Origin of the sequence: Undibacterium sp. WLHG33 (assembly GCF_049544815.1) — a bacterium.
In the GTDB taxonomy this organism is placed as follows: domain Bacteria; phylum Pseudomonadota; class Gammaproteobacteria; order Burkholderiales; family Burkholderiaceae_D; genus Undibacterium.
In genome coordinates this window covers 3,159,290-3,179,755 of the sequence record NZ_CP186697.1, presented here as the reverse complement: position 1 = coordinate 3,179,755, position 20,466 = coordinate 3,159,290, and the positions used below count along the sequence as shown (strand labels likewise).

The following is a 20,466-nucleotide window of genomic DNA, read 5'->3' as shown; positions in this document are numbered from 1 at the left end:
AGAGGCTTAATTTAAGGGCAATGTCTGCCAAGAGACGACTACTGCATCAACATGGCATCTCTGCGCCCTTGCGCGAGTAGTACCACCAGGTTACCGCCATACATGTGACATAGAATCCGATGAAGACATACAGAGCCATATCAGGTGCACCGGTCATCTTGATGGAAGTACCAAAGCCCTGAGGAATAAAGAAGCCACCATACGCACCTATCGCACCGGAAAAACCCAGCACAGCGGCAGATTCTTTGGCTGCATCCAAACGCGCCTGCTTCAGAAGTGCATCCCCTTTGCCAGCAACCGCACGCTCTCTCTCGGTCTGGAAAATGATAGGAATCATGCAGAACGTCGAGCCATTACCGAGTCCGGTGAGAATAAACATCAGAATAAACGAGCCAAGAAACATCATGAACTGATGTGAATGCAAGGCTGGCAGAATACCCGTGGCAATCGTCAGTGCCATTGCAGCAAACACCCAGAACGTCAAACGGGCGCCACCGATTTTATCTGAAATCATACCGCCGACAGGACGTGCCAACGCACCAGCCAATGGCCCGAGGAACGCGAACTTGGCAACATCAATTTCTGGGAACTGCGCTTTGATCAGCATCGCAAAACCTGCAGAGAAGCCGATAAAAGAACCGAACGTACCGATGTAGAGAAAACACATCAGCCAGTTATGTTTTCGCTTGAAAATCACCGCCTGATCTGCAAATGAGGCTTTCGCAGAGGCGATATCATTCATCCCAAACCAGGCAGCGATAGTCGCAGCGATAATCAGGGGAACCCAGACGAATCCTGCATTTCCCAGCCAATACATTTTATCGACACCGGTTTTGGCATTGTGGAATAAAAATCCGTCACCCGAAATGGCAGCACCAAACATCGCGGATGAAATCACCAACGGTGTCAGAAACTGCACCACAGACACGCCCAGATTACCGATACCCGCATTCATGCCGGTCGCATAACCTTTGCGTGATTTTGGGAAAAAGAAACTGATATTCGCCATACTGGAACTGAAATTGCCCCCACCCAATCCACACAACAAAGCCAACACCAGCAACGTTGAATAATTGGTAGTCGGATCTTGCAACGCAAAACCCATACCGATCGCGGGGATCAACAGACTTGCAGTCGAGATCGCAGTCCATTTGCGGCCACCAAACACCGGCACCAGGAATGAATAGAATATCCGCAAAGTCGCGCCGGATAAGGCTGGTAGCGCCGTCAAAAAGAATAACTGATCTTTCGTGAATTTAAATCCTGCCTTGTCCAGATTCGCCGCCACGACGCTCCACAACATCCAGACCGAGAATGCCAGCATCAGACTAGGAATCGAAATCCACAGATTCCGGTTCGCAATTGCACTACCTTCTTTTTGCCAGAAGTCCGGATTTTCCGGTTCCCAGCGTTTTAAAACATGGCTCATTATCTGCTCCTGATTATTCAAAAAACGTTCATTACATTGAGGTGTAGGTACACCGGAATTTATGCAGGTAACGATGCCTGCGCCGCCAGCATGCCTTCACGGCGGAACTGGAAGTGCATCCAGACCAGAGAAACACAGACGGTGCCGTACAACAGCATGAAACACGAGCTGCGGATACCGGTCACATCAACGATCGCGCCAAACATGATAGGCAAAATAAATCCACCCAGGCCACCAGCCAGACCAACCACACCCGATACCGCACCGATGTTGCTGCTGTAATCGTCTGAAATAAACTTGAATACCGATGCTTTACCTACCGCCATCGCGATGCCGACCACAAATAAAATCATGGTGAACAGCACTGGAGTCAGTCCGATATGAAATGTCTGCATACCATTGACTGTTTTGATCGTGAAATCAGTCTGTGGGTAAGACAACAAAAAGAACGCTACCCAGCAAACCCACATTACCCACCAGGTGACTTTGTAAGCGCCGTATTTATCTGAGAGCCAGCCACCGAAAGCGCGCAACACACCGCCAGGCAAAGAGAAACAGGCGGCCAGCAAAGCGGCACTCTTGATATCAAAACCGTATTCGGTGACGTAATATTTGACCATCCACAAACTCAGACCAACGTAGCCGCCGAACACCACCGAGTAATACTGGCAATAACGCCAGACTTTGGGATCTTTCAGCATTTTCAGTTGCGCCATAAAGCTGACACTGGATTTCACGTTATGGCTGGGATTCGTTGCAGAAAAAACCCAGAAAATCAGTGCCGCTGCCAGCATCATGCCTGCGTAAACTTTCGGAACCAGAGTCCAGCCAGCGGCGGCAATCAGAACAGGAGCGATAAATTTATTGACGGCTGCACCAGAATTACCGGCGCCGAATATCCCCATTGCCAGGCCCTGGCGATCTTTTTTAAACCAGCGTGCAACATAGGGAGTACCAACTGAAAATGAACCTCCAGCCAGACCGACAAACAATCCCAGAACAAGAAAATGCCAGTACGCGGTCGCATAACTGATCAGGTAAATAGGAATGACCGTCGACAACATAAGGGCAAACAACACGATACGACCACCAAAACGATCAGTCCAGATACCCAACGGCACCCGTATCAATGATCCGGTCAGAACTGGCATGGCAGTTAATAAGCCAAATTCGGTTTCATTTAAATGCAGCGCATTTTTGATCGGAATACCGATCACACCAAACATCATCCAGATCGTAAAACACACAGTAAACGCCAACGTACTGGAAGCCAGTACTGAATAGGCTTTGCCTTCATTCGCCATGACAGCTCCTTTTGCTTTTTTAGGTGATATAAGCTTAAGGAGCGTGGGGTTATTTAGAAATTCCCCTGACGGTAGTCAATCTGACTGCAAAAGGATGGGGTCACTGGCTGAAAGAACTAGACCGGCCTAGGTCGTAACGTCAGTTTCTATGCACGAGAGAAGGCATCACGAAAGTAAATAAACGGACACTCACTTGAACGCGTCCCACAACAAATCATTGATAAGTGGCAAACAAAAATCGCTCAAGAAAACAAGCTGACGGAAAATTTGTTTTTTCGTTGACAAATAGAAAAACGGCTTACAAAGAAAACTCTGTAAGCCGTTGATTTCATTAAATTCTGTGGGGTGGACGATGGGGCTCGAACCCACGACAACAGGAATCACAATCCTGCTAATTTATTGTTTATCTGTGTTGATTTTCATATATAAATTAAAATAAATCTCTTTAAATACAAGGAGATATAGTAAATTCACATTTCTACTTCGTTGATTGAAATTGATCAATATGCTATAAAGTTGGTTACATGGTGGTTACATGAAAGTTAAACAGCTTTATTTTGAAGGAGTTCAAGGATGGGGAAAATAAAATTTACGGCAAGCAGAGTTGCAGGATGCAAATGTGACGCCGGAAAAAGTCAAACATTTCACTGGGATACATCAGGCAATGGCCTCGCTCTGCGCGTTACCGCAAATGGAGCAAAGGCATATATCTTTCAGGGCAAGTTAAATGGTCAAACTATACGCATCACGATAGGCACCCCCGCCGCTTGGACAATTGATGCAGCTCAAAACGAGGCACGTAGATTACAGGTCATTGTTGATAGAGGAGAAGATCCACGTCAGATAAAAGCGGATGCATTAGCTCAGAAACAAGCCGCGCTCAAAGCAAAGCAAAATGAATTGGCTGAAATAGAAGCTCAGACCCTAAAGGATTCGATAACACTGGGTATGGCATGGCCTGTCTATATTGCAGCAAAGCGTGATGCAAAGCGTAAGGGCGGAAAAATTGGTTGGAGTGAGTGGCATATACGAGACCACGAGAATGTCGTCAGTGTCGGAGGCGAAAAGAAAAAGCGCGGAAAAGGTTTAACGGAAGCGGGGCCCCTAGCCTCGCTATTAAATGTTCGGCTTTCTGACCTATCAGGAGAGCGCATCGCAGAATGGCTAGCAAAAGAAACGCAGAAGCGTCCTACGCGGGCAGCATTAGCCTTTCGCTTATTATCGGTCTTTATTAATTGGTGCAATTCACACCCCCAATATAAGGGCTTGGCACCAAATGGGGCGTGCAAGTCTGATCAAGTCAACAATGAATTGCCCGCAAAAAACGCCAAATCTAGCGATTGCCTTCAGCGCGAACAATTACCTCTCTGGTTTAAGTCCGTTCGTGACTTAACAAACCCAGTGCAATCAGCTTATCTGCAATCACTACTATTAACAGGTGCACGCCGACGAGAGCTTGGCTCACTAAAGTGGGCTGATATCGATTTTCAATGGAATCAACTAACGATACGCGACAAGGTTGAAGGAGAAAGAACGATACCACTCACACCTTATGTGTCGCACCTTCTCGCAGCACTACCTCGTCGCAATGAATGGGTATTCAGCTCACCCGCTGCGAAAAATGGGCAAATGGTAGAGCCTTCTCCCGCACATAAGAAAGCACTAATAAGAGCAGGTTTACCTGATCTGACACTGCATGGCTTGCGTCGCTCATTTGGTTCATTGGCTGAATGGACAGAAACACCTGATGGCATCGTGCAAAAGATAATGGGACACAAACCAAGTGCCACAGCAGACAAACATTATAGAAACCGTCCAATTGATTTATTAAGAATGTGGCACGTAAAAATAGAGGCATGGATACTTGAACAGGCTCATATTAACTTTACACCAACAGAATTGGGCTTAAGAGTTGCAGCTTAAAAACTCTTTGACATACATATAAACATACATATAATAAACCATATGCGTTACAGCTACGATCCAGCGAAAAAGAAGTCCAATCTGACTAAACACGGATTAGACTTTGACGAAGCAAAACGTGTTATTGAAAGCGGGAACACAGTCACATTTGAAGACAATCGCTATGACTACGATGAGCCACGCTTTATTACACTTGGCAATTTAGATGGCAGTATCGTTGTAATCGTCACCACCGAATCCGATTCAGAAATTCGTATTATTTCAATGCGAAAGGCAGACAAAAATGAGCAAAAAATCTACTTCAACAACCTTTGATGAAGACACCCCCATCACACAAACCGACATTAAGAACGGCAAATTAGTTCTGCGCAAACGTGGAACTAATGGAGCAGTATTACCCTACAAACAGCGCGTTAACATCTATTTGGATAGCGAAATTATTGAACACTTCAAAACACTTGCCGGTAATCGTGGCTACCAAACCTTAATAAATGACGCATTAAAACAATCCTTGCAGGCGCAAAGTATTGAAGCCACCATCAAGAAAACTATACGAGAAGAAATGAGAAGACATTAATTAAAATTGAAAAAAATTAACATCATGAAAACATGATCAAATTCACAGAAAAATAATTTTTTAAATTTTTCAAATATATTGCTTTTATAAGCAAATCGTGGTAATAAATCTTATCGTATTATAATGCTACCTTTCCAAACAATGAAAGGTAACAATGTCAATAGAACGAAAAGCTATAACAACTGAAGAAGCAGCTGCTCTCCTCAATCGAAAACCGCAAACCCTCCGCGTATGGGCATCTCGTGAAAATGGCCCTATCCGACCAATCCGCATAAATGGGCGTTTAGCTTGGAAGTTAAATGTAACCCTCCCGTAAAATCAAGCCATGCATAACTAGAGTTCTTGAGGCAAACTTATATGCCAAGGGAGAACAGAAATGCGTAAGAGCAGATTTACAGAGACACAGATCATCGGTGCTGTGATGGCAGTTGATCGGTTCGTACAGGCTCACTCTCAGCCGGTTTGCCTGATGCCGGACACTGATTCCTGAACGTAACAATAAAAACGGGGCTTTCGCCCCTTCTTCGATGGTCTTCCATTTCATTTCGCCCTAGGACATTATGATTCTGTATCTATTCCTTTGTCTTGTCCTTGCTTCTCTCAGTAATAATCAGAACGTTACCTCCCGCATCCGACGAGAGGTAATAATTACTTGACGAGTGGTAAAGATTGATACGCTGGAGCGCTTAAAATAGATTATCGAAAAATATCTAACATGAGAATCATGATTTCTACCCAAGCAAAAGGTTTTTCTTTAGTCGAGGTGCTTATTGCTGTATTTGTGCTGGCGCTAGGGGTGATTGGTGCAGCAGGATTGCAACTCGCAGCTGTTCGTACGTCTCAGCAAAGTGGCTATCAAACTATTGCCGTAGAACTGGCAAATGAGCTGGCGGATAAAATGCGATCAAGTGATGCTCAAATGAAGTTACCCGATTCGGCAAATGTGTTTGCAAATATTAAATATGACTCTACTTCTGATTCAGATCCTACGGCCCCGACGCTGTGTTACAGCTCATCAGCTAATTGCAGTACAACGGATCTGGCAAATGCAGATATTTACGAATGGTTAGTCAACGTCAAAAAACTACTCCCTGGCGGCAGAGTTTTAGTTTGTCGCGATTCAGCGCCATTTGACACCTCCAGTAAAGCGCTTACATGGACTTGTACAGCAGATTCTAACGCGGGACTGACGATAAAAATTGGTTGGAAAAGTAAAAACCCAGATGGAAGTTTTGTCACAAGTAGTGGTGTCACACCTCCAAGTGTTGCGTTGACAGTTGAATCCTACGTGAAATAGTTATGTCTAAAATTACTTATAAATCTTCCTTCGTCAATCTCGCAAAAGCTAATCAGTATGGCTTAACTTTAATTGAATTGTTAATTTCAATTACCGTCGGTTTGCTTGTGGTGTTGGCTGCAACTGGCTTGGTTGTCTCAACGAAAAAGTTGTTTCTGAGTCAGACCGAAGGAAATGAGACTCAAGATACTACGCGTTTTGCGTTGGACAACATTTCCCGCTCCATTCGCCGTGCTGGTTATGTTAATTATGATTTTAGTAACTCTTTCCAAATAACTCCCGCCAAGGCCAAGGCCGACATTATTGGAATGGATGCAAACAGTGTTACCGCAACTTCGGATGATATTTCATCGCCAACCGGGTCAGCTGTAAATTTCAGTGATTTATTGGCAATCCGGTTTTTTGGATCGGGTAAGACGGGTAGTGGAGATGGAACTGTGAGTAATTGCGCGGGATTCTCGGTTCCAGAACCAGTCTCTTCAAACACTGCAGATCAGGATCGCGGCTGGAGTATATATTACGTCGCAAATGATGCGAATGGTGAACCAGAACTTTTTTGTAAGTACTATAGTCCGGATACCGGAAAATGGAATGCTCAATCTATCGTTAGAGGCGTTGAGTCGTTCCAGGTACTTTATGGTGTCGATACAAGTAATCCCACTGATGGTAGTGCTAACAAATTTTTAACTGCGACCGCTTTAAATGCTTTAGATGCCACACTGGTTCTCGTTGGCGATACGGCAGATCAAAAAGCGGAAGATCTGAATCGTAAAACTTATTGGAAAAAAATTACTGAAATAAAAATCGCTTTGCTCGTGAGTGGTGCGCAGAATTCGAGACAAGATGATGCGAAAACTACTTACAACTTGTTTGGGGCTAGCTACGCCGCTGCGAATTCCGGTATTGATAAGGGAACGACAATTAGAGAAGCCGATTTGCCAGCTTCACGACAAAACCGTATCCGTAAAGTTTATAACGCAACCGTTTTGGTACGTAACGTATGTAATGTAGATCCAGATCGCGGTACCTGCCTTCCTCCAAACTGAGTTCAATAATATGCGTACAGTAAAAAAAATGCCTGTTAAAGGTCTTGATTTCCCTCGGTTGCTGCTGCGTAAGCGGCAAAGAGGTGCATCTCTGATTGTTTCATTGCTGATGTTAATTGTCGTTTTGATGTTAAGTATTTCTCTTGCAATGGTTTCTTTGCAGGGAGAGAAAGCTTCAAGGAGTGATCGGGATCGTCAGATTGCATTGAATGCAGCCGAAGCTGCGCTGAAAGACGCTGAAATGGATATTGATCCTCAGGTCGCATTGGCAAACGGCAGAAGTGATTTATTTGATGCGACATCCACATTGTTTTTTGAAGCAGGTTGTGCGTCTGGCGACGGTAATCTTTATCAGGGGATGTGCGCAGCAGCAACTGAAGTACAACAGCCAACATGGATAACCGCTGATATTGCTGACGATAGTGCCGGTTCTCCCTCGGTTAAATACGGACGTTTTACAGGACAGACGATGGTGACGGGAAAAGGTTCTTTTCCTGCAAAATTGCCGCGTTATATTATTGAGGCAGTACAGGACGTTGATCCGGGTGGAAAGGCTGATGATCAAACTAAATATATTTTTCGCATAACTGCGGTGGGTTTTGGTCCGAATTCCAATGCCAAGGTCGTTTTGCAATCTTTCTACAGAAAAGCTGTTAAGTCATAAAATTTGCACTACCAGAGTTGAAGATAAGACTCTGGCCGGAGAGCTGATATGAAAAAAATAATCAAATCTGTTATTTCAAGTTGTTTTTTACTTGCTAATACTTTCGCGCTTGCAGCACCACCTATAGTTAATCTGGCCAACATACCTCTTTATTCAGGCGGTGGTAGCGTTCGACCTAATTTACTGCTGGATCTTTCTGTTGAGTTTCCGACAGTAAAGGCGGCATACAATAATGCGAGTGATTACAACAAAACTATTGAATACTTAGGATATTTTAATTCTAAGAAATGCTATGTGAATGGTGGTACCAAGAGCTATGCATTGGTTGACACTTCAGGAAAATCCGTTAGTGGGGGGCCTAAGACGGCAAGTTGGTCTAATACGCAACCAACGGTAGAAAATGCTCCCGATTCTTTTTTTAAAATTTCTGGCGATGCTGATAGTAATTATGAATGTAACGGAAGTTCATTCAGCGGAAATTTTATGAATTGGGCTTCCTCATCAGCTATTGATATGTTGCGTCTTTCGCTGACTGGCGGTGACCGGATATACGATGGTGCGACACAAACCATACTGCAACGCGCTTTTTTATATAACTCGTTTTATAGCTCGGGGTATTTCAAGCAAAAATCTATCGCCGCGTCGGCAACGCAAAGCGCTCCGAATAAGGTTACACCGTATTCGGTGACGACTTTGTATATTTTAAATTGTGACAATAAAATTCTGTTCAATGACGTTTCAACGACAAAGGGCTGCTCAACGAATAGGACCTATCCCACGAATGTTTCGGCAAATGACACAAAATTGATTTCTGGTACGGACAGAACGCTGGGAGAGTTTCTTGTTCGCGTACAAGTTTGCGATGCAAACGAAGCATCTACGAGGACGGATTTGTGTCTCAAATATCCTAACGGTAGTTATAAGCCTGTAGGAAATATGCAGCGAAATCAGAATAACGTCAGGTATGGTGCGTTTGGTTATCTGATGAATAACGTGAATACTCGCTATGGTGGTGTGTTGCGTGCTCCGTTGAAGTATGTCGGAAGCAAGCAATATCGTGCCGCTAATGGTTTTACCGAAGAAGTGAATGATCGACCTGAATGGGACCCTAATACAGGGATTTTTGTTGCTAATCCGGAAAATGATACTACCGGAAACAGTGGTGTTATTAACTATCTCAATAAGTTTGGTCGTACCGGAAATTACAAAGGTTATGATCCTTTGAGCGAACTGTACTATGAGAGTATCCGCTATTTACAAGGAAGACAGCCTACATCAAACGCTTATTCCTCCATGACAACGACGGAGCAAGATAACTTTCAGGTTTTGACAAACTGGGTTGATCCGGTAGAGGCTTCATGTCAAAAAAATTATATTATTGTTATTGGTGACGCTAACACTCATCAGGATACCTATATTCCAGGTAGTACTCTGACCGGAGCCAGCCGCTCTACCCGCGCAGCAGACACAGCGACAACACAATGGCCGGCTTTTGATGTGAAGGCGCAGACCTCTAAAGTGGCTGCATTGGAGTCTTCATCAACCTCAGGGAATTCCGCACCAGCTACTTCTTTGGCTAATATGGCCACAGCTTATACCGGATCAAGCAACGGGACGTTTTACATGGTCGGTGCAGCCTATTGGGCGCACACGAACGATATCCGTCTTGATAAACCGGTCCGAGTGAAAACTTTTGCGATTGACGTAGATGAAAATGGTAATGGATCTATCAATTATGCGTCCAGAAGTAATACGGCTCCGCGGCTTTCCCAGCTTTACTTAACGGCAAAATATGGTGGTTTTAATGACCTTAATCTTGATTTGAATCCGTTCAAGACATTTGCCACGGATGGGAAAACGATCGTCAGTAATAATAAGGAGTGGGCTAGCGGTAATGGCACAGATCCTGACAATTTCTTCCTTGCCAGCGAACCTAAGAAAATGATGTCAGCGATTGATAACATTTTTAAGACGGTTGCATCGAGTGGCGGAAATCTCGCTGGTGTGGGAATTTCCTCGACCAGCGCGAGTGATAATCCATATGTTTATGAACCAGGATTCATGGCGGAGAAATGGTCTGGTAGCCTGAAGAAAATATCGGCAATCGGAACCAATCCAACACCTGTGTGGGATGCTGGGGTGATTTTGACAGGAGATCCTGTTGCGAAACCTGCAGTGCAGCCATATCCTTTGCCAGCTAGCAGGAATATTTACACTTCAAAAGTTGCAGCTGATGGGTCTCTGTCTTTAGTGCCATTTACTTCGTCGGGAGGTAACTTTAGTGCCGCCGATCTTCTGGCGCTGAATACAGACCCGCATACAGGTACCGTTGATAACTTTGCTAACGATCGCATTAGTTTTTTACGTGGCGACCGTAGTCAGGAACAATCGAAGGATGTGGCAGGTAACGTCACCGGTAAATTCAGGGTCAGAGACAGTGTTTTAGGTGACATTATTAACAGTGCTCCTGTTTACTACGGTGCTCCATCAAAAAATATCTCAGGCGCTGGGTATACTGAATTTTACAAAACATATGTCAATCGTCAGAAAGCAGTATATGTCGGCTCGAATGACGGAATGTTGCATGCATTTGATGCTGTTAATGGCAATGAGTTGTTTGCTTATGTGCCAAATGCCTTAATTTCAAAATTGAATCAGCTTACCGATCCTTATTATAGTCACCAAGCGTTTGTCGATGGCCGGATTACGGTGAAAGAAGCGCAAGTCAAAGGTAATTGGAAAACTTTGTTAATTTCCGGGTTTGGCGCAGGGAACAAAGGTGTTTTTGCACTCGATGTGACGAATCCGGCTAATTTTTCCGGAGGATTAGGAGCAATTTGGGAGTTCTCGGATAAGAATGATGCGGATATGGGATATGTGCTCGCTCCTCCTATCATTGCGAAATTCAGAACTGGCGGATCCGCAAGCAATCCAACTTATTCGAATTTCGTCGTCATCTCCAGTGGTTTCAATAATTACGATTCGAATCCGTCTGCGACGGGCAAGGGCGCATTATTTTTACTTTCCCTGGATAAAAACCCAGGAGATCCTTGGGTAATTAATTCGAATTATTTCAAGTTAATGACCCCGATTAAAGACGTTACACAGAAAAACGGATTGGGAGCCCCAAATATTACTTATGGTAATGATGGTGCTGTTAATTTCGCTTATGCAGGCGATTTACAGGGGAATATGTGGCGTTTTGAATTTGCCGGTAACGATTTAACAAAAGCCAAAACTGCAACTACACCTGTGTTCACTGCAAAAACACCGACAGGCGAAACGCAGCCGATTACTGTGCAGCCGCAGATCGTTTTTGCCCCCGGCGGCGGATATATTCTGTTATTCGGTACTGGTAAATACGTAGAAACCTATGATGTTACACCAGCGAATTATCTTGTTAATACCTATTACGCAATACTCGATACTACATATGCCGCGGATGCCGTAACGGGGCGTAGCCAGTTAGTGCCGAGAACTGTGACTCTTTCTGGCACCGGTTTGACCCTAACTGGCGATAAATTTACCTATGGAACCGCGACTGGAACCAAAAAAGGCTGGTATTTTGATTTCTATGATTCTAAAAATACCGGTGAGCGTATACATCACACGTTGCCAGGTACAACAGCGGGAAATTATTATTTCTTTAATACACTAATCCCTAGTAATGATCCTTGCTCTGGCGGTACTGGCAGAAAGTACATGGTCGATGTATTAACTGGTTTAAGCTCTGACGTTACCGGAACATTGTCGACCATCGGTTTGCTGACGTCACCGATTGTTATCAATATGTCGACCACAGTCGGAGATAGAAATGCAGTCGGAGGTCGTCGAATCACTACGGGTATTTCCGTAAGAAGTAGTGGACCTAAAGGCAGTGAAAACGTCTCCGCTCCGAATGCAACAACCCGGGCAGGTCGTTTAAGCTGGAGGGAACTGGAAAATTACGATGAAATGCGTAAAACGATGATCTCGGGCGGAAAGTAATCTTTGATAATTGAGAATGATATGGAAAAAAATAAAAAAGCTGGCTTTACCTTGATTGAATTAATGACTGTAATCGCCATTATGGGAATTTTGTCTGCGATTGCTTATGCCTCATATAGTTCTGCGATGACAAAAGCAAAGCGTTCTGAAGGAAAATCTGCATTGATGAAGTTGATGCAGCAGGAGGAACGTTTTTATACGCAAAATAATAGCTATATCGTATTCTCTCAGGCATCCACTGACGCGAACGAAACCAAATTTAACTGGTTTTCAGGCGATTCAGCAAAGAAGAGTGCTTATGAAATTAAGGCGACAGCTTGTGCGGGAGATACCATACAAAATTGTGTTTTATTGACGGCAACACCGGGCACAACAAATGTTGATGGTAAATTTAAGGACACTGTTTGTGGCAACCTGACATTAACAAGCACAGGAGTAAAGGGTTTTACCAGCACAACTGGAACAAAAGAAGAGTGTTGGTAAAATGAGGAAAATATTTAAATCTGTTATCGGAGGAAGCGGATTTTCTCTGGTCGAACTTATGGTGACCGTCGCTATCGCTGCGATCTTAATGGCAATTGCAGCGCCTAGTTTCAAAATTTTCATTGATAACCAGAAACTATTGACCACAGCTACGGAGTTTTATTCCGCGGTCAATATGACCAGGTCTGAGGCAATCAAAAGAGGGGCGCAGGTAACACTTGCTGCTAACGACGGGGCCAGCTGGACTTCAGGGTGGACAGTATTTGTTGATACGAATGGTAACGCTCGTCCGGATACTGGTGAAACAACGATCTTCACTCATGATGCGACTACCAAAAATATGGAAGTGACCGGGCAATTTACAGACTCAGCATCGCCTTATGTTTCATTTACAGGAAATGGCCGAAGCAGAACGAATACGAGCAGCCAGCAACCTCAGGCAGGTACAGTATCATTTAAACTTGGAACTGCAATCCGGCGGGTAAAAGTTAATTTTCTCGGCCGTGCACGCATCTGTAATCCCGACACAGATTTGAAAACTTGTGCAGATAATGCTACGGGGAACTAAGGTATTACAGACCAAAAGAGTGTTACGATGAATCTTCAGGAGCGGGTAACGGCTCGGGAAGTCAATAAGTTTTTTGATTGGATGGGGGTGTACGTTTTTCTTTAACCGGAGAGGTACCTAAACCGGCGATACCGCACTATCCGGCAAGTCGAGCCCGAAATTTATCATCCTTCGTCCGGAGAGAGCGACTCCCCGGACGTAAAATGTGTGCAGAATAAAAAAGAGTTACAAGCCTAAGCGAGTAACTCTTTTTTATTTTCCTACGTATTTTGGCTCCCCGACCTGGACTCGAACCAGGGACCTGCGGATTAACAGTCCGTCGCTCTACCGACTGAGCTATCAGGGAATAGAAGATTTACATCTTCATTTAACTCTTTATGCACAGTGATTTGTTATTAAGTTCACTGCTTACTTCAAATTCTTTGGCTCCCCGACCTGGACTCGAACCAGGGACCTGCGGATTAACAGTCCGTCGCTCTACCGACTGAGCTATCAGGGAACAGAGACAAAGATTATATTCGTTGCCCCTTCACTTGTCAACGACTCAAGCCATTCAAACTTACAAAACCTTGGCGATAGCATCAATGACGTTATCGATATTTTTGCTATTCAAAGCAGCGACGCAGATGCGCCCTGTGTCAACGGCATAAATCGAATTGCCTTCACGGAGTTTGCTGACTTGTTCTTTAGTTAAACCAGAATAAGAAAACATACCGCGTTGCTGAATAACAAAATCGAAGTTGTGAGCAGGGGCTTTTTCTTTCAGTTTAGCAACGAAAGCGTGGCGCATTTCACGTATGCGGACGCGCATGCCGGCCAACTCTTCTTCCCAAAGTTGGCGTAATTCTGGCGTGGCTAATACTGTTGCCACAACTTGTCCGCCGTGTGACGGTGGATTTGAATAGTTCGTACGAATAACGCGTTTTAATTGCGACATGATGCGCACCGCTTCATCTGCATTGGATGCCGCAATGCTGAGTGCGCCGACGCGTTCGCCATAAAGCGAGAATGACTTGGAGAAGGAGTTCGATACAAACAACGCACCACCTGCTTCAGCGAAACGGCGCACCACTTTACCGTCGGCTTCTATACCATCTCCAAAACCTTGGTAAGCCATATCCAGGAAGGGAATTAAACCGCGCTGAGTAATAACTTCGATAACTTGTGTCCATTGATCGTCCGTCAGGTCTGCACCGGTTGGATTATGGCAGCAGGCGTGCAGCAACACGATAGAGCCAGCAGGCATAGTTTTCAATGCATCTAACATACCTGCAAAATTCACGCCCCGGGTGTTAGCGTCATAGTAAGGATAGTTGTTGACTTTGAAGCCGGCGGACTCGAACAGCGCACGATGATTTTCCCAGCTTGGGTCGCTGATCCAGACCTGAGAGTCTGGCGTGAAACGATGTAAAAAGTCTGCGCCCAACTTCAATGCACCTGTCCCACCAATTGCTTGTGCTGTAATTGCGCGCTTTTCTTTTACCACGGCGCTGTCTGCACCGAAGACTAATTCCTGCACTGCCTTGTCATAGGCAGCAAGCCCTTCAATCGGTAAATAAGTACGCGGGGAATATTTTTCGATCAGAATGGCTTCGGCTTTTTTAACGCACTCAAGCAGCGGAACCTTGCCATTATCATCATAGTACACACCAACACCGAGATTGACTTTCGCCGGATTCTGATCGGCGTTGTATGCTTCGGTAATGCCCAGGATAGGATCGCGGGGAGCCATCTCAATGGCGGAGAACAGAGGAGAGGAGGTAGAAGCTGTCATGATAATATTGAAAATTATCTGCCGTTGCCGACAGTAATGGTTGGAATGGTAAAAAATACGAATGTCATAGGGCTTACGTAAAATTGTTCAGACCAGGTATGCTGAACAAGACAGTGGTTATCAGTAAGGGTGATACTAAAGAGTTAACGCGGGGATATCGCGTTTTCACGTTTGTTTTGCGTAAATCCTATCAGCCTCATATTCTAGCAAAGGTAACAGAACCATGGCGGTTGCTCCCGTGAATTCAGTCGCTTTATCTGATCAATTGGATGAAGCAAAGTTTATATCGTTTCCTGATTCTCCTTACCAGTTATATCAGTTATTTCAGCCTGCTGGTGATCAGCCAGCAGCCATTGCTCAGTTGGTGGAGGGCATCAATGACGGGCTATTTTTTCAAACTCTGCTGGGGGTGACAGGCTCAGGTAAGACGTACACGATGGCGAATGTCATCGCCAGAACGGGGCGTCCGGCGATTATATTTGCACCGAATAAAACCCTGGCGGCGCAGTTGTACAGCGAGTTCAGGGAGTTTTTTCCGCGCAATGCGGTTGAGTATTTCGTGTCTTACTACGACTACTATCAGCCCGAGGCTTATGTACCGCAAAGGGATTTGTTCATTGAAAAAGATTCTGCGATCAATGAGCATATCGAGCAGATGCGCTTATCGTGCACTAAATCCCTGATGGAACGCCGGGATGTGATTATCGTCGCTACCGTGTCGGCCATATACGGTATCGGTAATCCTAACGAATATCACAAAATGATTCTGACTCTGCGTGCCAGAGACAAAGTCAGCCAGCGCGATGTTATTGCGCGTCTGATACAGATGCAGTATTCACGTAATGACGTAGACTTTGGCCGCGGCACTTTCCGGGTGCGGGGCGATACGATTGATATTTTTCCTGCCGAACATGCCGAACTCGCGGTTCGTGTGGAAATGTTCGATGACGAGATTGAAAATTTACAGCTGTTCGATCCGTTGACGGGGCGTATTAAGCAGAAAATCCCTCGCTTCACCGTATATCCGGGGTCACATTACGTAACTCCACGCGAGACGGTTTTGCGGGCGATAGAAACCATTAAAGAAGAGTTGCGTGAGCGTCTGGATTTCTTCCGGCGCGAAAACAAGCTGATTGAAGAGCAACGCATCGAACAACGTACCCGCTTTGACCTAGAAATGATGGCGGAGATTGGTTTTACAAAAGGGATTGAAAATTACTCGCGTCATCTGAGTGGTGCCAAGCCGGGTGAACCACCACCGACACTGGTTGATTATTTACCAGCCGATGCCTTGATGTTTCTGGATGAGTCACACGTGCTGACCGGACAATTAAACGGCATGTATAACGGTGACCGGGCGCGGAAAACGAATCTGGTTGACTACGGTTTCCGTTTGCCTTCTGCACTCGATAATCGCCCCTTAAAGTTTGCCGAATTTGAAAGCAAAATGCGGCAGACCGTGTTCGTTTCAGCGACACCGGGAGATTACGAGCACGAGCACGCCGATCAGGTGGTGGAGCAGGTTGTGCGTCCGACTGGCTTAGTCGATCCTGAAATCGAAGTGCGGCGGGCATTAACGCAGGTTGACGACTTGATGGGTGAGATTACCGATCGCGTAAAGAAAAATGAGCGGGTACTGGTCACGACTCTGACCAAACGCATGTCAGAGCAATTAACCGAATTTTTAACTGAGAACGGTATTAAAGTCCGTTATTTGCACAGCGATATCGATACTGTTGAGCGGGTCGAGATTATCCGTGATCTGCGTCTGGGGACCTTTGATGTTCTGGTCGGTATTAACTTGCTGCGTGAGGGGCTGGATATTCCTGAAGTTTCGCTGGTCGCGATTCTGGACGCCGATAAAGAAGGTTTTCTGCGTTCAGAGCGCAGCCTGATTCAGACCATAGGTCGTGCCGCACGTAACCTGCACGGGAAAGCAATTTTGTATGCTGACAAAATCACCGATTCCATGCGTCGTGCCATAGGTGAAACTGAACGTCGTCGCAACAAGCAGCTCGCGTTTAACCTCGAAAATAACATTACTCCTACCGGTGTCCGCAAACAGATTAAAGACATTATTGATGGCGTGTATCACCAGCAGGAAGCCAGGGACGATCTTGTCGCCGCGCAGGAGCAGGCAAAATACGAAGTCATGAGTGAGAAGCAAATCAGTCGCGAAATCAAGCGCCTGGAAAAACTGATGCTGGATCACGCTAAAAATCTGGAATTCGAGAAAGCCGCACAAGTGCGGGATCAACTCGCCCATTTGAAACAACAATTGTTTGGAGCAGGTGGCAGCGATAATGTACCAGCATGAGGACCCGATAAAACACAGTACGCTTGCTGCACGGGGTGAATATGACGCCAGTCGTATTCACCCGGCACTCCGCTGTTACTTGCAGGTGGACGTCATGCGGACACCAATAATGACGGGCATTAATACTGCCAGCGTTTATTGCTGATTTCGGGTAAATCCTGCATCAGACAAACCTGATTACGTCCTGCTTGTTTGGCCTGATACAGTGCTGCATCGGCTTGCAGAAACATATCGTTTTCAGTCTTGCAGCAAGGGAAATCCGAGATGCCGCCGCTGAAGGTGAATTGCTTGTTTTCGCCAGGTCTGGTCGTAAACATGATCTTGCTGAAAGCCTCACGCATTGCATCCAGCTTTTGCTTGCCTTGTTCGCGGTCGCAATCCCAGAATATCACCACGAATTCTTCGCCACCGAAACGACTTAGCAAGTCATGCTCACCCAATAAGCCTGAAAGCACCAGCGACAAACGTTTAATGACGATATCGCCAAAATAATGTCCCCAGGTATCGTTGATGACCTTGAATTTGTCGATATCCAGGATGCCGTAGGCCAGGCATTTTCCTTCGCGATTGGCGCGGCGGATTAATTCCTGCGCCTTCTTTTGCAGACCGATTTTATTCAGCAGGCCGGTTGCGCGGTCGCGGCTGATCAGATCTTTGCTGGCGCGGATTTTATCGATACGATTGAGCAACAGGCGGGTCAGTATGTCGCTGTCTGTGTTTTGTATGATTTCATCGAAGCCGCTGTCGAGTGCATGACGGGCGAGCCCGGTATCTGCATGTTGCTGCAGCATGATGATTTCACGGCTCTGATCGAATTCAATATTCTTTTTTAATACACGTACCAGTGCTTCCGTATTTAAGAAATGCGCCTGATCGATCAGCACGATGTCCGGCTGCATTTCTTTGACTTTGACGTGTAATGAGCGTGCATCCTGTGAATGCAGCAACTGAACACTGTGCTCTGCAAGTAACTCCGTGTTGAGCGGCAGCTTATCGCCAAGATAGACGATGGTATTGGTATCGCCGCGTTTGTGACGGCCAAACAGGTTGAATAGTTTATCGACCAGCACTTCATTGCTGATTGGCTTTTCAGCATAAGCCAGACAATGACTTTCAACCAGTTTTTGTTGCAGTAAAAAGCGTTCACCCTGCCTGACAGTTTGCAGATAAACATAATTGTGGTGCGCGGGCAGTCTTTGCAACAGATCGCTGAGGAACATGGTCTGACGACGTTGTTGCTGCATGTCGTTCTGCATGTTGTAGAGCACGTCGAGATCAATCACAAATAAATCCTGATCAGCTGCATGCTCGACGGCGCTGACAAAATCGCTCATCTGATCGAAAAAGCGTATGTCGAAATCGTACTTATGCGCGCAGAGCAGAAGTTCTTTTTTATTATCTTTAATGAAAAAGGTTTGTGCCAGCAGTTTTACCTGATTTTTAAATAACAACCCTGCCTCTGCCATTGCTTCTCCGTATGCGCGCACATTGGCGTAATACCATTAAATGAAACGATGTTGCTGTGATGAATTTTATACGAGATTACTCTCCATCTTTTGTATTCCGGCTGAAATATCTGATTTCCTCAGCGGCAAAAATAAAATTATGGCGAAAAAAAGACATAACCATGTTGTTCGCTGTTATTGAGCGGAATTAACAGCACCTGAGCGTCCGGATGTTTGATCACTGACATCGATTACAGGAGGATACGGCGACATGTAGTATCCCGTCATTACCATCCGGATGGAAATCCGCTTAACAATCAGTTTCCGCATTTCACCGATAACAGGAGACATCATGGCTGCAAAAAAAATTCTTATGCTGGTAGGGGACTTTGTCGAAGATTACGAAGTAATGGTACCCTTCCAGACGCTGCTTGCCGTAGGACACGAAGTACATGCCGTATGCCCGGATAAAAAAGCCGGTGACTACGTTGCTACGGCCATTCATGATTTCGAGGGGCAGCAAACCTACACAGAAAAGCCGGGGCATCGTTTTATTCTGACACATGATTTTGCCCGCATTAACGAACACGACTACGATGCCTTGTTGATTCCCGGCGGCAGGGCGCCGGAATATCTGCGTCTGAATCCGCGCGTGATCGAAATTACACGCCATTTTGCACAGCAACAGAAACCGGTTGCCGCAGTCTGCCACGGTGCGCAGATTCTGGCGGCGGCGAAGGTATTGGATGGCGTGCGCTGTTCAGCCTATCCCGCCTGTCAGCCCGAAGTGGAGCTGGCTGGCGGCGTATATGCACCAATTGCCGTGACCGAGGCCGTCACCGACAAAAATTTTGTCACCGCACCGGCGTGGCCTGCGCATCCGGCATGGCTTGCGCAATTCCTTGTTTTGCTTGGAACAAAAATCCATTTATAAAAATGACATTACCCGTATAATCATCAACAGAAAGTTTGCCTGACGATTTGCGGGGTGCATCATGTGTGAAATTTTTGTCAAAGCCGACCCTGGCTTGTATGAATCCAAAGCGCGCTCGCTGCGCTTACATGGCGTCGTTACTTCGATTCGTCTCGAAAAACTGTTTTGGCTGACCCTGCAGGAAATCGCTGAACGCGATGGTATGAACACCAATCAACTCATTACCAGGCTCTATGATGAGTTGATTGAATATCGCGGTCATATCGATAATTTCAGTTCTTTTCTGCGCGTTTGTTGTCTGCGGTACACATCGCTGATGGTGGAAGGGGATATTTCCACCGATAAAAATCTGCCATTGGCAGGTGTACGGGAATCGCAGCAGGAGATGACTCGCTTTTTAATTTGATGTCTGTTTAGCAGCAGCGCAAATTCACCGGGTGCAGTCAGCCCGGTATTTTTTTGCGGCGGAGCGCATACTCCCCCCTTAAAACGTCATTTTCGCCTTCTTCTCAAGATGAACAAAGGGCTTTTGAATATACTCCCCCCCAGTATATTTTGCTGTGTGAGCACCCCCAAGCTTATTCTTTTCCACTTGACGCTGATTCCGCTATCGACCATCGTAAGATCGCGCTGCTTTATTTCTGTACCGGGAGTGCTCTATCTGCGTAGTTGATGAACAATAGCGGCGTTTATGCCCGCGAAACGTGATGGTCGATGG

General features: G+C 45.7%; 16 protein-coding genes and 2 tRNA genes. 12 read left to right on the top strand and 6 right to left on the bottom strand.

What is annotated here, in order from left to right; all coding sequences use genetic code 11:
• Positions 1–46 precede the first annotated feature (46 nt).
• Positions 47–1,429, bottom strand: a complete 1,383-nt coding sequence (locus tag ACOTSW_RS14435) for a NarK family nitrate/nitrite MFS transporter (protein ID WP_423679758.1) — start codon at positions 1,427–1,429, stop codon at positions 47–49.
• Positions 1,430–1,488: 59 nt separating this feature from the next.
• Positions 1,489–2,733, bottom strand: coding sequence for an MFS transporter (locus tag ACOTSW_RS14430; RefSeq protein ID WP_423679757.1), 1,245 nt, complete (start codon positions 2,731–2,733; stop codon positions 1,489–1,491).
• Between the two features lie 573 nt (positions 2,734–3,306).
• Here ACOTSW_RS14430 and ACOTSW_RS14425 point away from each other — a divergent pair.
• The 9 genes from ACOTSW_RS14425 (at position 3,307) to ACOTSW_RS14385 (ending at position 13,278) form a co-directional block, all read left to right on the top strand.
• A complete protein-coding gene (locus tag ACOTSW_RS14425; protein WP_423679756.1) occupies positions 3,307–4,656 on the top strand; it encodes a tyrosine-type recombinase/integrase in 1,350 nt (449 codons plus the stop codon).
• A 42-nt stretch (positions 4,657–4,698) separates the two neighbouring features.
• Positions 4,699–4,971, top strand: a complete 273-nt coding sequence (locus tag ACOTSW_RS14420; RefSeq protein WP_423679755.1) for a BrnT family toxin — start codon at positions 4,699–4,701, stop codon at positions 4,969–4,971.
• Positions 4,940–5,233: a BrnA antitoxin family protein gene (locus tag ACOTSW_RS14415; RefSeq protein WP_423679754.1), complete on the top strand. Its 294-nt coding sequence runs from the start codon at positions 4,940–4,942 to the stop codon at positions 5,231–5,233. The genes ACOTSW_RS14420 and ACOTSW_RS14415 overlap by 32 nt, the downstream gene beginning before the upstream one ends.
• Positions 5,234–5,957: 724 nt before the next feature.
• A complete protein-coding gene (gene pilV / locus ACOTSW_RS14410; RefSeq protein WP_423679753.1) occupies positions 5,958–6,530 on the top strand; it encodes a type IV pilus modification protein PilV in 573 nt (190 codons plus the stop codon).
• 2 nt (positions 6,531–6,532) lie between these two features.
• Positions 6,533–7,576 (top strand): PilW family protein, encoded by a 1,044-nt coding sequence (locus ACOTSW_RS14405; RefSeq protein WP_423679752.1) that lies wholly within the window; start codon positions 6,533–6,535, stop codon positions 7,574–7,576.
• Positions 7,577–7,586: 10 nt separating this feature from the next.
• A complete protein-coding gene (locus ACOTSW_RS14400; RefSeq protein ID WP_423679751.1) occupies positions 7,587–8,240 on the top strand; it encodes a pilus assembly PilX family protein in 654 nt (217 codons plus the stop codon).
• A 48-nt stretch (positions 8,241–8,288) separates the two neighbouring features.
• A complete protein-coding gene (locus tag ACOTSW_RS14395) occupies positions 8,289–12,227 on the top strand; it encodes a pilus assembly protein (RefSeq protein ID WP_423679750.1) in 3,939 nt (1,312 codons plus the stop codon).
• Between the two features lie 21 nt (positions 12,228–12,248).
• Positions 12,249–12,710, top strand: coding sequence for a type IV pilin protein (locus tag ACOTSW_RS14390; RefSeq protein ID WP_423679749.1), 462 nt, complete (start codon positions 12,249–12,251; stop codon positions 12,708–12,710).
• Position 12,711: 1 nt separating this feature from the next.
• Positions 12,712–13,278, top strand: a complete 567-nt coding sequence (locus tag ACOTSW_RS14385) for a GspH/FimT family pseudopilin (protein WP_423679748.1) — start codon at positions 12,712–12,714, stop codon at positions 13,276–13,278.
• 270 nt (positions 13,279–13,548) lie between these two features.
• On the opposite strand, the gene ACOTSW_RS14380 is transcribed toward ACOTSW_RS14385, so the two are convergent.
• The 3 genes from ACOTSW_RS14380 to ACOTSW_RS14370 all read right to left on the bottom strand — a co-directional run bounded on the left by ACOTSW_RS14380 (position 13,549) and on the right by ACOTSW_RS14370 (position 15,052).
• Positions 13,549–13,624 (bottom strand) — tRNA-Asn (locus tag ACOTSW_RS14380).
• Between the two features lie 77 nt (positions 13,625–13,701).
• A tRNA-Asn gene (locus tag ACOTSW_RS14375) sits at positions 13,702–13,777 on the bottom strand.
• 60 nt (positions 13,778–13,837) lie between these two features.
• Positions 13,838–15,052 carry an aromatic amino acid transaminase gene (locus ACOTSW_RS14370; protein ID WP_423679747.1) on the bottom strand — a complete coding sequence of 405 codons (1,215 nt, stop codon included), beginning with the start codon at positions 15,050–15,052 and terminating at the stop codon, positions 13,838–13,840.
• 223 nt (positions 15,053–15,275) lie between these two features.
• Between ACOTSW_RS14370 and uvrB the strand changes: the two genes are divergently transcribed.
• A complete protein-coding gene (uvrB, locus tag ACOTSW_RS14365; protein WP_423679746.1) occupies positions 15,276–17,369 on the top strand; it encodes an excinuclease ABC subunit UvrB in 2,094 nt (697 codons plus the stop codon).
• 119 nt (positions 17,370–17,488) lie between these two features.
• Here uvrB and ACOTSW_RS14360 read toward each other — a convergent pair whose 3' ends face one another.
• Positions 17,489–18,835 (bottom strand): GGDEF domain-containing protein, encoded by a 1,347-nt coding sequence (locus ACOTSW_RS14360; protein ID WP_423679745.1) that lies wholly within the window; start codon positions 18,833–18,835, stop codon positions 17,489–17,491.
• 331 nt (positions 18,836–19,166) lie between these two features.
• On the opposite strand from ACOTSW_RS14360, the gene ACOTSW_RS14355 reads away from it, so the two are divergent.
• Both ACOTSW_RS14355 and ACOTSW_RS14350 read left to right on the top strand, forming a co-directional pair.
• Positions 19,167–19,748: a DJ-1/PfpI family protein gene (locus ACOTSW_RS14355; RefSeq protein ID WP_423679743.1), complete on the top strand. Its 582-nt coding sequence runs from the start codon at positions 19,167–19,169 to the stop codon at positions 19,746–19,748.
• 61 nt (positions 19,749–19,809) lie between these two features.
• Complete coding sequence (locus ACOTSW_RS14350) at positions 19,810–20,154, top strand: ribbon-helix-helix domain-containing protein (RefSeq protein WP_423679742.1); 345 nt, start codon at positions 19,810–19,812, stop codon at positions 20,152–20,154.
• Positions 20,155–20,466: the final 312 nt, after the last annotated feature.